Annotated in this window: 16 protein-coding genes; 6 read left to right on the top strand and 10 right to left on the bottom strand. The window is 63.3% G+C overall.

Annotated elements, in window-relative coordinates:
* Window positions 1-57 precede the first annotated feature (57 nt).
* Window positions 58-1,470, top strand: coding sequence for a TolC family outer membrane protein (locus tag ABT24_RS11500; protein WP_276731429.1), 1,413 nt, complete (start codon window positions 58-60; stop codon window positions 1,468-1,470).
* An 18-nt stretch (window positions 1,471-1,488) separates the two neighbouring features.
* Here ABT24_RS11500 and ABT24_RS11495 read toward each other — a convergent pair whose 3' ends face one another.
* The 10 genes from ABT24_RS11495 to ABT24_RS11450 all read right to left on the bottom strand — a co-directional run bounded on the left by ABT24_RS11495 (window position 1,489) and on the right by ABT24_RS11450 (window position 9,634).
* A complete protein-coding gene (locus ABT24_RS11495) occupies window positions 1,489-1,992 on the bottom strand; it encodes a Crp/Fnr family transcriptional regulator (RefSeq protein WP_276731432.1) in 504 nt (167 codons plus the stop codon).
* Window positions 1,993-2,169: 177 nt separating this feature from the next.
* Entirely contained in the window at window positions 2,170-2,538 is a 369-nt protein-coding gene (locus tag ABT24_RS11490; RefSeq protein ID WP_276731435.1) for a cyclic nucleotide-binding domain-containing protein, read from the bottom strand.
* An 81-nt stretch (window positions 2,539-2,619) separates the two neighbouring features.
* Window positions 2,620-3,069, bottom strand: a complete 450-nt coding sequence (locus ABT24_RS11485) for a universal stress protein (protein ID WP_156052944.1) — start codon at window positions 3,067-3,069, stop codon at window positions 2,620-2,622.
* A gap of 51 nt (window positions 3,070-3,120) precedes the next feature.
* Window positions 3,121-3,507 (bottom strand): hypothetical protein, encoded by a 387-nt coding sequence (locus ABT24_RS11480; protein ID WP_013123420.1) that lies wholly within the window; start codon window positions 3,505-3,507, stop codon window positions 3,121-3,123.
* A 61-nt stretch (window positions 3,508-3,568) separates the two neighbouring features.
* Complete coding sequence (locus ABT24_RS11475; protein ID WP_276731438.1) at window positions 3,569-6,073, bottom strand: plasma-membrane proton-efflux P-type ATPase; 2,505 nt, start codon at window positions 6,071-6,073, stop codon at window positions 3,569-3,571.
* Window positions 6,070-7,596 (bottom strand): MFS transporter, encoded by a 1,527-nt coding sequence (locus ABT24_RS11470; RefSeq protein WP_276731441.1) that lies wholly within the window; start codon window positions 7,594-7,596, stop codon window positions 6,070-6,072. Before ABT24_RS11470 ends, ABT24_RS11475 begins: the two co-directional genes overlap by 4 nt.
* 11 nt (window positions 7,597-7,607) lie before the next feature.
* The gene (gene ppk2 / locus ABT24_RS11465; protein ID WP_276731442.1) at window positions 7,608-8,402 is read right to left on the bottom strand and encodes a polyphosphate kinase 2; all 795 of its coding nucleotides are present in this window, start codon (window positions 8,400-8,402) and stop codon (window positions 7,608-7,610) included.
* 1 nt (window position 8,403) lies between these two features.
* Window positions 8,404-8,676 carry a hypothetical protein gene (locus ABT24_RS11460; protein ID WP_276731443.1) on the bottom strand — a complete coding sequence of 91 codons (273 nt, stop codon included), beginning with the start codon at window positions 8,674-8,676 and terminating at the stop codon, window positions 8,404-8,406.
* Window positions 8,677-8,685: 9 nt separating this feature from the next.
* Window positions 8,686-9,042, bottom strand: a complete 357-nt coding sequence (locus tag ABT24_RS11455) for a carboxymuconolactone decarboxylase family protein (RefSeq protein WP_276731445.1) — start codon at window positions 9,040-9,042, stop codon at window positions 8,686-8,688.
* Window positions 9,043-9,082: 40 nt separating this feature from the next.
* Window positions 9,083-9,634: a phasin family protein gene (locus ABT24_RS11450; protein WP_276731447.1), complete on the bottom strand. Its 552-nt coding sequence runs from the start codon at window positions 9,632-9,634 to the stop codon at window positions 9,083-9,085.
* Window positions 9,635-9,842: 208 nt separating this feature from the next.
* Between ABT24_RS11450 and ABT24_RS11445 the strand changes: the two genes are divergently transcribed.
* The 5 genes from ABT24_RS11445 to ABT24_RS11425 all read left to right on the top strand — a co-directional run.
* Entirely contained in the window at window positions 9,843-10,196 is a 354-nt protein-coding gene (locus ABT24_RS11445) for an ArsR/SmtB family transcription factor (protein WP_276706452.1), read from the top strand.
* Window positions 10,193-10,687, top strand: a complete 495-nt coding sequence (locus ABT24_RS11440; RefSeq protein ID WP_276731448.1) for an ArsI/CadI family heavy metal resistance metalloenzyme — start codon at window positions 10,193-10,195, stop codon at window positions 10,685-10,687. Before ABT24_RS11445 ends, ABT24_RS11440 begins: the two co-directional genes overlap by 4 nt.
* Before the next feature lie 24 nt (window positions 10,688-10,711).
* The gene (locus tag ABT24_RS11435; protein WP_276731450.1) at window positions 10,712-11,260 is read left to right on the top strand and encodes an arsenate reductase ArsC; all 549 of its coding nucleotides are present in this window, start codon (window positions 10,712-10,714) and stop codon (window positions 11,258-11,260) included.
* A gap of 86 nt (window positions 11,261-11,346) precedes the next feature.
* Window positions 11,347-12,648, top strand: a complete 1,302-nt coding sequence (locus tag ABT24_RS11430; protein ID WP_276731452.1) for an arsenic transporter — start codon at window positions 11,347-11,349, stop codon at window positions 12,646-12,648.
* Between the two features lie 74 nt (window positions 12,649-12,722).
* A partial coding sequence (locus tag ABT24_RS11425) for a VOC family protein (RefSeq protein WP_286737848.1) occupies window positions 12,723-13,127 on the top strand: 405 nt, incomplete at its 3' end.

Raw genomic sequence — 13,127 nt, 5'->3', positions numbered from 1 at the left:
ATGCCTGTGCCGTGGGGCGTAGCATCGATTGCACCACTCCTCTTCCCAACATTCCCGATGGCAACGTCAGTTTCCTCTGCCCGCCGCTGCGCGCGTGGCCTGCGTCACGTTCGGCTCCTGCGCGTCGTCTGTTTTATCGCCGGCGTGGTCGGCGGCGGCTTGGCCTTTGCGGGAGCGTCCAGCGCAGAAACTCTGGCGCAGGTCTTCACGCTGGCGCAGCAGCACAACCCGGCGCTGCGCAGTGCGCAGGCGAACTATCAAGCCGCCTTGTCCGGCGTGCCGCTGGCGCGGTCGAAGTTATTGCCGCAACTGGTGGCGGGCGCCAATTTGAGCGCCAATGCGCAGGCCAACAGCGACAACCCGCTGCTGCAGAAATTCGGCATGCCCACCCAGTGGAACTACACCTCGCGCGATGTCAATCTGGTGGCCACGCAGGCGCTCTATCAACCCGCCGATCATCTCGGCGTTGAACAGGCGGATGTCGCCGCACGCATCGCCTACCTGAAATTCGTGCAGCAAGACCAGGATCTGATGCTGCAAGTCGCTGCGCGCTACTTTGACGTGCTGGCCGCGCAAGACAGCCTGCATTCGCTCGAAGAACAGCAAAAAGCGGTGATCCAACAGGTCAAATCGGCACAGGCCAATTTCGACGCGGGCAACGGCACCATTGTCGATGTGCGCGATGCTCAGGCGCGCGTCGATCTCACCGCCGCACAAGTGCTGGCGGCTGAGAACCAGCTTGAACTTACGCGCAACAGCCTGCAACAGTTAGTGGGCACCACCGTGCAAACGCTCGCGCCGCTGCCCAGCAGCACGGCACTGCAGGCGCCGCTCGGCGACATGCACGCGTGGAGCCGCAAGGCCGAAGAACATAACCTCGGCGTCGATGAGGCGCTATTGGGCGTGAAGCTGGCGCAACTCAGCGCGAAAAAGGCCGACACGGGTTATCGGCCTACCGTCGCCGCCTATGCCCGCCTCGACCACAACGCGACGACGGGCGGCAGTCCGCTGTTTCCCTTCAGCAACCGCGCCAATGTCGCCAGCGTGGGCGTGCAGATGCGCTGGCCGTTGTTCACCGGCTATGCGGTGCAAAGCGATGTCGAACAGACGGCGCATCTGCTCGAAAAATCGCAATCCGATCTGGATTCGGCCCGCCTCGCTGCCGCGCAGCAAGCGCGCGCTGCTTACCTCAGCGTGCAATCCGGGCTGGCGCAGGTGAAGGCGCTCGATGCGGCCATTGCCTCCAGCCGTAGTTCACTGCAGGCGAATGAAACCGGGTTCAAAGTGGGCATGCGGGTGAATATCGACGTGCTCAACGCGCTGTCTCAGCTCTACGAAACCCAGCGTCAGGCCGACAAGGCACGTTATGACGTACTGGTCAACACCCTGCGCCTGAAAAACGCGGCAGGTGAGCTTGACCGCCGGGACATCGACACCCTGAGCGCCCTGCTCGAACCAGCGCGCGAATAAAACAGGGGTTGATCGAAATCAAGCCAGCTTGAGCGCAGCACGTTTGGCTGCGGGCTTGTGGCAAGACGATGCGGGCAGAGTCGCTGCCCCGTCGAGCCAGGTGCGCAATGGGTCTTCACTAAGAATCTCGATCAATCGCTTGTCCACCCGCACTACACCCAGCTCTTGCAAGTGCGAAAGAAGGCGGCTGATGGTTTCCATGCTCAGGCCAAGGTAGCTGCCGAGTTCTTCTCGGGTCATCAGCAACTCGAACTGATCGCACTCTTCCCCGGCTTGACGCAATTGCTCCTGCCTGTGCAGCAGAAAGCTGGCGATTTTTTGCGTGGCACTCATGCTGCCGAGCCTGAACTGGTCATGCTCGGCCCGCGCGAGGCTCTCGGACGCATACGCCAGCAGATGATTGAGCAAGCTGCGGTCAGCGCCAACGATGGACTCCACCGCAGCCACCGAAAACTCGCAGATCAACGAGGGCGCCAGCGCGATCAGGTCGGTCGTGTAGCGTTGCTGTGCAAACCCGCTCAAACCCATTAGGGCCTGTTAACGCTATTGATGCCCCCGCGCCGGGGGTCTGGGCGGAGGCAATGCGAGGCGCAGGCCGCGCCGTGGTGTGTTGCACCACAAGCGGACTGCAACGTGGCAGTGCGCCGCCCAGACCCCCGGCCCGAAGGGTTGCCCCCAGACGGGGCGTCTGCGGCGTTGTCAGTGCGAGGCAAGGCGACCAGCCTTGCCTCGCACCTCCGCCTTGCATCCCTCCCCGTCTGGGGGCAACGCGGGGGCATAAATAGCGTTAACAGGCCCTAGTTCGCGTGCGTAGTGAAAGCTGACGATCTGCGACTGCCCGTTTTCGCCAATCTCTACCGCCTTGAAACCCCCGCTCACCACCAGGTAGAGATGTTTGAAGGGCATGCCGCTGTGCACCAGGGTTTCACCCCTGCTCAATTCCAGCGTCGCCTCGGCGGCTTCGGTCACGCGCTGCCGCAAGACCGCGTTCAGGTCTGCAGGCAGATTGCCGTCACAGGGATGCGGATGATGCGAGCGAAACTGAGCGGGAATGGGATGCCGTTTCATGTGCGAATCCAGAGAATTCGCGCATCCTAACAAGCCCTTTCCAGAACAATGTGACCAAAGGTGCGCCGCGCGCTGGTCAAATCAAACCTTGGGTTCGCCCGCGTGCACGATCAATACCGGAACCGTGCTGCGCTGCGACACGCCCTCGGCCACGCTGCCCAGAATCATGCGGCGCACGCCGCTGCGGCCATGGCTGCCGATGACGATCAGATCGGCGCCCCAACGATGCCCTTCCGCCAGGATGGCGTCGGCCACGCGCGGCAAGGCCTGCGTGGTTTCCACCACGGCGGAGCTGACATCCATACCCGGAGCGCGGGCTTCATTCACCCAGCGGTCGAGCAATAGCCGGGCATCGTTGCCCAGCACATTGAGAAATTCCGGGGAGGAACTCAGCAGTCCGTTCGCCTCCACCACCACCACGAAGCGAATGGCGGCCTGCTGGTCGCGCGCCAGCGCAGAGGCCTGGGCGGCGGCCGATTGCGCGGTCTGACTGGCGTCTATGGGAACCAGGATTTTTTTGTAGGTGGACATGATGCCTCGTCGGGTGAATAGAACAGGAGCACAAAAAGAGGGGAAACCCCATCAAATGCCGAGCATCTGGTCTTTGGCTTTGAAGTAATGCCGGGCATGGGCGACGAGCTGAGCGTCGGTCGGATGATCGGCCGACTCCAGACCCAGCACATGCTCGGCCACAGCGGGGTCATGGTGCTGCAGATGCTTGAACAAAGCCAGCTTGGCCTGCCCAGGGCCGGTGATGAGCACCTCGGGAACGCCGACCAGGGCTTGCGCCACCTTGTGATAGAAGTGCTGGTCTTCCGGCGCCTTGCCGCTGCCGATCGTGCCGCTCATGACGTGCAGGTGCGGATGCTCCTTGGGCATGATGATGGATTTTTCGATATCCGCCGGATCGATGAACAGCACGCGGGCCTGAGCATGATCGACCCAAACGACTGCATGACGATGTGCCATGATGAAACTCCCTTTGAAAGTGAATACACAAGAACAACATTAGCAGCGCTCACCCACCATTTCATTGACCTTGCTTGAATGTGCGCTGTTTGAGCAGATGCAAAAAACTAAGGTGCCGCGGCGTGTTGCGATCGAAGTGGCGATAGACCGCGAGCTTGGCCTGGTCTTCGACGAAAGCCCAGAACACGCAATAGACCCAGATCAATCCGACCGCCGACCAACTGATGGGCGCAATCAGCCCCAGGGGAAACACCACGAACAGCGTCGCCAGCGCTTTGGTGAGAATGGCCGACCACAGCAAAGCGGGTGACGGCCAGGGCTTTTTCCAGAAAGCTTTTCTGCTGCGCGCGACAAACAGGGTGAGGTGCCCGGAGACCGTCAGTTTGAGGAAGATGAAGGTCTGAATGCTGCCCATGTCGAGCTTCATCACGTCATGCGCGAACCACAGCAGCAGCAGGGTTTCGCCCACGCCGATCAGCCCCAGCACCGTGGACACGGTGATGACGCGCCGCATGTCCCAGCGCACCGGCTGCGGATCGACCGCAGCGCGGTCGTAGGCGATGGTCATGATGGGCACATCGTTGAAGAAGGCCAGCAAAATAATCATCACTGCGGTGATGGGGTAGAAGTTGTAGGCGAGCATGGCCGCCACCACGAACACCATGATGCGAATGGTTTCGGTGATGCGGTAGATGGCATAGCTGTTCATGCGCTCGAAAATGCGCCGCGCCTCTTCCACCGCCTTGACGATGGTGGACAGCCCCGGCGCGGTGAGGATGAGCGCGGTGGCCGCCCGCGCCGCGTCGGTGGCGCCGGATACGGCGATGCCCACATCGGCCTGTTTGAGTGCGGGGGCATCGTTGACGCCGTCGCCGGTCATGGCCACGCGATGTCCCGCGTCCTGCAGCGCCTTGACGATGCCGTATTTGTGTTCGGGGAAGACCTGGGCGAAGCCGTCGGCGGCATCGATTCGCTCGGCCAGACTCACGCCCGGCTGCTGCTTGTCGGCATCGAACACATCGCCCGCGGCCACGATGTGCGTGCCGATACCGAGCTGCCCGCCGATTTCGCGGGCAATCGCTACGTTGTCGCCGGTGACCATTTTCACCGCCAGGCCGTGGCTGCGGGCGTCGGCGATGGTTTGTCTGGAGTCGCTGCGCGGCGGGTCGAACAACGAGAGTAGCCCATCGAGTTGCCACGCGCCGTCAGCGGTTTTGCTGGCCACGCCGAGGGTGCGCAGCCCTTTGACGGCCTGGGCGTCGATCCAGGCAGTGGCCTTGCTGCGGGTGGCGTCATCCAACTTGCACAGATCGAGAATGACCTGCGGCGCGCCCTTGGTGGCGGCCAGCGGCGTGCCCTGCGCGTCGGTCCAGCGGCCTTCGCTGCGCTTGCCCACCGGATCGAAGGGGGTGAAGCCAGCGGCGGTGAAACCGGCGGGCGTGGCGGTTTGCACGGGCTGCGCGGCGTACACCGCCTGATCGATGGCGTCGCCGTTGTCGGGCTGGCTGGCGAGCGCCGCGTGCAGGTTCAGCGTGGCGGCATCGGGCACGGTCAGCAGCAGCGGGTCGCCCAGAGTGAGCTTGTTCTGCGTGAGGGTGCCGGTTTTGTCGGAGCACAACACATCCACCGCGGCCAGTTCCTCGATGGATTCCAGCCGCGAGACGATGGCCTTTTCTTTCGACAGCACCAGCGCGCCCAGCGCCATGGTCACCGACAGCACCGCAGGCATGGCCACCGGAATCGAGGCCACGGTGAGGATGAGAGCGAATTGCAGCAGGTCGATCCACGGCAGGCCACGCTGCAGTTCGACCAGCACCAGAATCGCCACCAGCCCAAGGCTGACATAGATGAGGTAGTCGCCGATATTGAGCACGGCCTTCTGGAAGTGAGATACCGCGCCAGCCTTCTGCACCAGTTGCGCGGTCTTGCCCAGATAGGTGTTGACCCCGGTGGCATAGACCACGCCGACCATCTCGCCCTGCTTGGCAATCGAGCCGGAATACACCACCTCGCCCAGCTTGCGGCTGACCGGCAACGACTCGCCGGTCAGCGCGGATTGATCGACGCTGAGGTAGTCGCCCGCGATCAGCTTGAGGTCGGCCGGAAGAATGTCGCCCAGACGCACGCGCACCACATCGCCGGGCACGAGCTGCGCGGTGTCGATCTGCGTCCACTGGCCGTCGCGCTTGACACGGCACTTGAGCGCGAGCTGCTTTTTCAGCGCATCGAGCGCGCTGCTGGCCTTGAACTCCTGCCAGAAACCGATGCCCGCGTTGAACAGCAGCAACAGCACGATGATGATGAAATCTGGCCAGTGCCGCACCAGCGCCGAGAGCAGCGCGGCGACCTCGATCATCCACGGAATCGGCCCCCAGAAATAGCGCAGCAGGCGCATGAGCAGGCTGACATGCTGCTCCGGCAGGCTGTTGGGGCCGCCCTGCGCCAGACGCTGCGCAGCTTCGGTCTGGGTGAGGCCGCCCGCCTTGCTGTGCAGAGATTGCAGCAGCGCGTCGGCCGACATCGCGGCAACGGCCTTGGCATCGAGCGTTGGGTTGGCCGGATTCATGTTCTACCCCCCGTTGGGGATGCGAGCAGTGCAGCCTTGGGGCGACGCCTCGGCAGAGTTTGCGTTTGATGTTGTTCGAGCGTGAGGCCGTGGCCGTACATGCTGAACGCCCAGGTGCTGAGCAGTCCGAGCAGGCTCACCCCCGCCATCATCGCCAGCACCGTCGGCACGCCCAGGGAAGACTTGATCAGCGGCAAGGCAAACACCCCGAGCGTGGCGCCCACCTTGGCGACCGAGGCGGCAAAGCCCGCGCCCGTGGCGCGCAACTGCGTGGGGTACAGCTCGGTGGGCAGGATGTAGGTGGTGCTGTTCGGCCCCATATTCATGAACAGGTTGAACACCACGAAGCCGAAGAACACCAGCCCCGCATGCGCCGCATCGCCGCCCGCGAGCACCGTGCTCAACCACAACGCCGCCATGCCGAACACCATGCCGCCAAAGCCGATGAGCTGCATGCGAATGCGCCCGAACTTCGCCACCGCCCACAGGCCGATGACAAAGCCGAGCAGCAAGAACACATCGATCAGCCCCGTGCCGCGCGCCAGCGCCGCCACATGAGGCACCAGATAAAGCCCCTCGCCCGCCACATGCATCTGCGCCAGCAGCACGGCGGTGAACAGCCCCACGCCATAGGTGGCGATGTCCATGAGAAACCACGGCACGGTGCTCAGCAGCGTGCTGCGCAGATAAGCCGGGTGAAACAGCAGGCCGTAGCCCTGGGGCTTGGCCGACTGCGGCACACGGGCAACGAAGTGCACCGTATCGCCCAGGCGCGAGGCCATGCGTTCGAGCTGGCGACGGTCCGAGGGCACGAAGCGTTCGAGCATGTGTACCGCTTCGCGGTTGCGCCCCTGCCCGATCAGCCAGCGCGGGCTTTCCGGCAGATTCAGCCGCCCCAACAAAAACAGCAGCGCAAACAGCATTTCCGTGGCGAAGAACCAGCGCCACACGCTGGGCTCGGGCACAAGATGCAGCAGCGCCAGGGACAGCAGCGCCGCCACAATGAGCCCGACGGACTGGCAGGCGATGGTGGCCACCATCATGCGGCTGCGCTTCTCGTGCGGCATGCATTCGGCGACATAGCTGCCGCTCACCGGAAAATCCATGCCGATGCCCACCCCCACCACGAATTGCGCGGCAATTAGCCCCCAGGCATTCCAGGTCAGCGCGCTAAAGCCCGCAGCGACGGCCAGAATGACCATGTCGATCAGAAACACCGATTTGCGGCCATAGCGGTCGGCTAGCCGCCCGCCCCACGCCGCACCGCCGATGGCCCCGGCCACCAGCGCTGCGCCAAGCAGCCCGGTTTGCAGCGCAGAAAGATCCAGGCCCACCGCCAGCAGCGGAATGGCCATGCCCAGCATGAACACCGAGAGACCGTCGATCAGCGTTCCCCCGCTGGCCAGCGCCCAGGCCAGATAGTGCGGCAAGCGCATGGGCGCGGCATCGAGCAAGGCGATGATCTGCGCGTGATCGGGGTGAACGGCAGCGCCCTGCGACGCGGCCTGGATGGCGGTCGCCATGCGCTCGGCCTTCAGGCCGCCACGCGGCCTTGCTCCACCGCGTCGTGGGTGTAGTTGAACACCACGTCGGGATCGGGGCAGAGCAAGGCGTGATCCTTGTCCTTGTAATCCAGCCGGGTGAGCAGATCCATGATGAGGTTGAGCCGCGCCTGTTTTTTGTCGTTGGCGCGCACGATGGTCCAGGGCGCAGTGGGCGTGTGCGTGCGGGCGAACATGGCGTTGCGGGCGGTGCTGTAGTCTTTCCAGTGCTTTTGCGCGGCGGCGTCGATCGGACTCATCTTCCACTGCTTGAGCGGATTGGTCAGCCGATCCTTGAGGCGCTGTTTCTGTTCGGCCTTGTCGATGTCGAGGTAGTACTTGAACAGTTGAATGCCCGAGCGCACCAGCATCTGCTCGAACGTCGGCACCGTCTCCATGAATTCCTCGTACTGCGCCTCGGTGCAAAAGCCCATCACCCACTCCACCCCGGCGCGGTTGTACCAACTGCGGTTGAACAGCACGAATTCGGCGGCCGCCGGCAGATAAGGCACATAGCGCTGGAAGTACCACTCCGACTCGTCGCGGGTGGAGGGTTTGTTCAGCGCCACCACGCGGGTATCGCGCGGCGAGAGGTGCTCGATGACGCGCTTGATGGTGCCATCCTTGCCCGCGCTGTCGCGCCCTTCGAGCAGGATGAGAATGCGGTCGCCCTTGGCAATGAGGTGTTTCTGGAACTTCACCAGCTCGATCTGCAGGGCTTCGAGGGTTTTGCCATAACCGTGATCGGGGTGGGATGCAGATTTTTTTTGCGTGCTGTTTTTTGCCATTTCAGTCTCCTAAACCCAAGTCAGATTTCAGCGGCGGATCGGCAGGCAAATGTTCCGGCAAGGCATCGCTGCCAACGGGGGTGAGGTAATCGGCCATCTCCTCCCAAGGTTTGCCTTCGGCCAGTTCTTCATAGTAGGCCCGCGCGATCTGGCCGAGTTCGCTCTCGGGGTCGAGCAGATCGCGCGACTCGCTGCCATCCAGCCGTCCCATGGCACGCCAGATGAACTCTTCAAACTCCCGCATCTTCTCGGGCGACAACGGCGCTTGTTTCATGCACTACACCTAAACCGCAGCAGGCAGACCGAATTCATCGAGCGCCTTGAGCAAGGGCGTCATGTACATCATCGCCGGGCCGCCGTGCATGAGCACCGCCAGGAACCCGGCCTCGATCAGTTCGTCGCGTTTCGCCCCGGCATGCGCTGCCTGCTTGACGTGAAACGCGATGCACCATTCGCACTGCGCCGCGACCGACAGCGCCACATTGACCAGTTCTTTCTGCTTGCCCGACAGCGCAGGGCCGGATTCTGCCTTGCCCATGAAGTTCATGAAAGCCTGCACTTCGTTGGGATGGCTTTTGCCGAGCGTGGACAGCAAGGACTCGACTTCATGCAGACGCTCACGCATCGGGGATTCCGTCATGGTTCTTCCTTTCGTTTCAATGGTTTCAATGGAGTGACACTCACTTGCGGCGCGCAGCCGATGAAGCCGACGTCCGGCTGGCTACGGCGGTTGGCTTCGGCGCTTGGGCGCTCATCAGCCTGACCGCCTGCTGCTGCGTGTCTTGCAAGGTGTTGAGCGCCTGGGTGGTCCAGTTCATGGTGCTTTGCAGCAAGGCCTGCATCGGCTCAACCCCGGCGGGCGCTGCTGCGCTCGCGTTCTGCCCAAGGCTGTCGTGCAGGCTGTTTTGCAGGCGCTCAAGTCTGGACTGCAGGATCTCGGTCATTTCGGCCTGGGTCGCAGAGGCGATCTGCCCGAATTTCTCGACGTAGCTCATGACGTTTTCGCCCCCTGCGCGCGCGGCATCCGCCCAGTCAGCGCCGGGCGCAGACGGCACCTCACCCTTGCCGACTGCCGATTGCAGCGTCTGCGCCGCTTGCTGCGCCATCAGACGCATGGTTTGCATCTGCAACTGGGTCAGTTGCTCATAGCCGCGAAAAAGCACCTGATTCAACGCGACGGCGGTTTCCAGCTCGGCCTTCTGCAAGTCTTTCAGCGATTCGGTCGGATTCATGGCAACTCCCCAATGTGAATGTGAGTTTGCAGTGTGCTACAGCACAGCAGCGGGAGCTTGACTTGCATCATGTTGGTGCGACCCGATTTGCCATACCTGTAAGCAGATTTTGCTGCAGCGCACACTGCACAGAGACAGCCGCCCGCCAAACTGGCATGACCCCAAAAAGCACTTGCCTTAATTTCCACGTTTCCATAAACTTTGAAATATGGAAACAAAAGCTGCGCTCCTGGTTCTCGCCGCCCTGTCGCAAGACTCGCGTCTGCGCGTGTTTCGCGTCTTGGTGCAGGCGGGCCCCGAAGGGCTGGCTGCGGGCAAAATTGCCGAGCTCACCGCCATTGCGCCCTCGTCGCTCTCGTTTCATCTGAAAGAGCTCGCCCACGCCGACCTGGTCGAGTCTCGCCAAGCGGGGCGCTTTGTGATCTACACCGCGCGCTTTTCCACCATGAATGAACTGATCGGCTACCTCACCGACAACTGCTGCGGCGGCAATCCCTGCGGCCCGGTCGAGGCGAACTGCACCCCACCCGTACGCTCAACTGTTGAGGAGACCCACCCATGAAACGCTTTCATGTTCACGTCAGCGTGCCCGCGCTGGACGACGCCATTCGCTTCTACTCCGGCCTGTTCGCCGCCGAGCCCACGGTGCGCAAGGCCGACTACGCCAAGTGGATGCTCGACGACCCGCGGGTGAACTTCGCCATTTCGCAGCGCGGCGCCGCGCCCGGCTTGAACCATCTGGGCATTCAGGTGGAAAGCGATGCGGAACTGCTGGAGATGCAGCAACGGCTCGAATCCACCGAGGCAGGCTTCATCGAAGAAACCGGCGCCGCCTGCTGCTATGCCCGCTCCGACAAATACTGGGCCAACGACCCGGTCGGCATCGCCTGGGAGACCTATCACACCCTGGACACGATTCCCATGTTCAATGAGTCGCCCGATGGCAGCGCTTGCTGCGTGCCCGCTGCGGCGGTTGCCGTGCCGTCACCGGCGCCGCGCCCGGCGACCTCGCGCTGTGGCGGCGCCTCCGCTTCCAAATCATCCTGCTGCTGATCTTTTACCCACTTGGAGATGTTCATGGACAAGGTTTACAACGTATTGGTGCTGTGCACCGGCAATTCCGCCCGCTCGATCATGGGCGAGGGACTGATCAACACCCTGGGCAAGGGCCGCTTCAAGGCCTATAGCGCGGGCAGCCATCCGGGCGGGGTGGTCAACCCCTTCGCCATCGAGCAGCTCAAAAGCATCGGCTACCCGACGGACACCTTGCGCAGCAAAAGCTGGGACGAGTTCGCCACGCCCGATGCGCCGCAGATGGACTTTGTTTTCACCGTCTGCGACAAGGCCGCGGGCGAGACCTGCCCCATCTGGCCCGGACACCCGATGACTGCGCACTGGGGCTTTGAAGACCCAGCCGCCGTGGAGGGCAGCGACGAAGAGAAGCGGCGCGCCTTCCAGACCATCTTCCGCCAGATCATGTGCCGGGTGCGCGCCTTCATCAGCCTGCCGCTGGATCGGCTGGACGCAGCCGCGATCAAGCGGGAAATCGTGGACATCGGCAAGACCCAGGTCATGCCTTTGCCGGAGTCCTGCGCCAAAGACGATCTCGACCCGGTCGTTCAATAATCGGTTTGCACACGCCCAACGGCAGGCAGAACGGCCTGCCGTTGGCGTTTCGATTGCGTCCATTTCCCAACAAAAACTCCACGCCCATGATTGCCGCCCTGCTCATTTTCATCCTCACCCTGGTGTTCGTCATCTGGCAGCCGCGCGGTCTGGGCATCGGCTACAGCGCCCTGGGCGGCGCGGCGATCGCGCTGATGTTCGGCGTGATCAACTGGGGCGACATTCCAGTGGTGTGGCACATCGTCTGGGATGCCACTTTCACCTTCGTCGGGCTGATCATCATCTCGCTCATCCTCGACGACGCCGGGGTGTTTCACTGGGCCGCGCTGCATGTGGCGCGCTGGGGCGGCGGGCGCGGACGGCGGCTGTTTCCGCTGATCGTGGTGCTGGGTGCGGTGATTTCGGCGTTCTTCGCCAACGATGGTGCGGCGCTCATCCTCACGCCCATCGTGCTGGCCATGCTGCTGGCGCTGGGCTTCGGTCCGGCAGCGGCGCTGGCGTTCGTCATGGCCTGTGGTTTCGTCGCCGACACGACCTCGATGCCGCTGGTGATTTCCAATCTGGTCAACATCGTCACCGCAGGCTATTTCAACATTCCCTTCGACCGCTACGCCGCGGTGATGGTGCCGGTCGATCTGGCCGCGCTGGCCGCCACGCTGGTTGTGCTGATGCTGTTTTTCCGCCGCGACATTCCCGCAGGCTACGACCTCGCCCGGCTCGACGCGCCATCCAGCGCCATCAAGGACGCGCTGGTGTTTCGCTGGACCTGGCCGGTGATGGCCGTGCTGCTGGTGGCGTATTTCGTCACCGCCGCGTGGCAGGTGCCGGTATCGCTAGTCACCGGCATCGCCGCGCTGTTTCTGCTGGCCCTGGCCGGGCGCTGGTGGCGCGGCGGCCGCGGCGCGGTCATCGATCTGCGTCACGTCATCAAGGGCGCGCCGTGGCAGATCGTGCTGTTCTCGCTGGGCATGTACCTCGTGGTCTATGGTCTGCGCAATGCCGGGCTGACCGACTACCTGGCGCAGGCGCTCGAAGCGCTGGCCCGCCACGGCACCGTGGTCGCGGTGGTGGGCACGGGCTTCATCAGCGCGGTGCTGTCCTCGGTGATGAACAACATGCCCATGACCCTGGTGGGCGCCCTGGGCATCCACCACGCGCAGGGCATAGCCCCGGCGGTGCGCGAAGCCATGATCTACGCCCACGTCATCGGCTGCGATCTCGGCCCCAAGTTCACGCCCATCGGCAGCCTGGCCACGCTGCTGTGGCTGCATGTGCTCGACCGCAAGGGCGTGCACATCGGCTGGGGTTATTACATGCGCATCGGGCTGGCGCTGACCACACCGGTGTTGCTGATCACCTTGCTGGCGCTGGCCTGGCGTTTGGGCTGAATGGCGCTGCCTCGCAGAGGGTGAACAACGGTTTGCGCCAAATTTCCCGTCCCCGTCCTCTTGAAAAAACCACCATGACTTCCTCAGCCGCATTTCCTGCCGCGCATGAATTCCACATGAGCCTGCGTGTGGCCGATCTGGCGCGCAGCACGGCGTTCTACACCGCGTTTTTCGGCCTGCCGCCCAAAGACCGCACCGCCCGCTACAGCACCTTCATCGTGCCGCATCTGCACCTCAATCTGGTGCTGCTGGTCAATGATCGCGGCGAGACACTCGACACCTACAGCCTCTACCACCTCGGCCTGGGCGTGGCGGGCAAGGCCGAAGTCATCGCGGCCCACCATGCCGCCGTGGCCGCGGGGGCTGAGGTCGTCAAGCCACCGCGCACCACCTGGCGCGGCACGCCGCTGCACGAACTGTGGCTGCGCGACCCCAGCGGCTATCTGCTGGAGGTCTATGCCCGGCTTACCGATGCTGAA

Origin of the sequence: Thiomonas sp. SCN 64-16 (assembly GCF_001725585.1) — a bacterium.
Lineage (GTDB): Bacteria > Pseudomonadota > Gammaproteobacteria > Burkholderiales > Burkholderiaceae_C > Thiomonas > Thiomonas arsenitoxydans.
The sequence above is the reverse complement of the archived record's forward strand: the minus strand, read 5'-3'. Positions and strand labels throughout refer to the sequence as shown.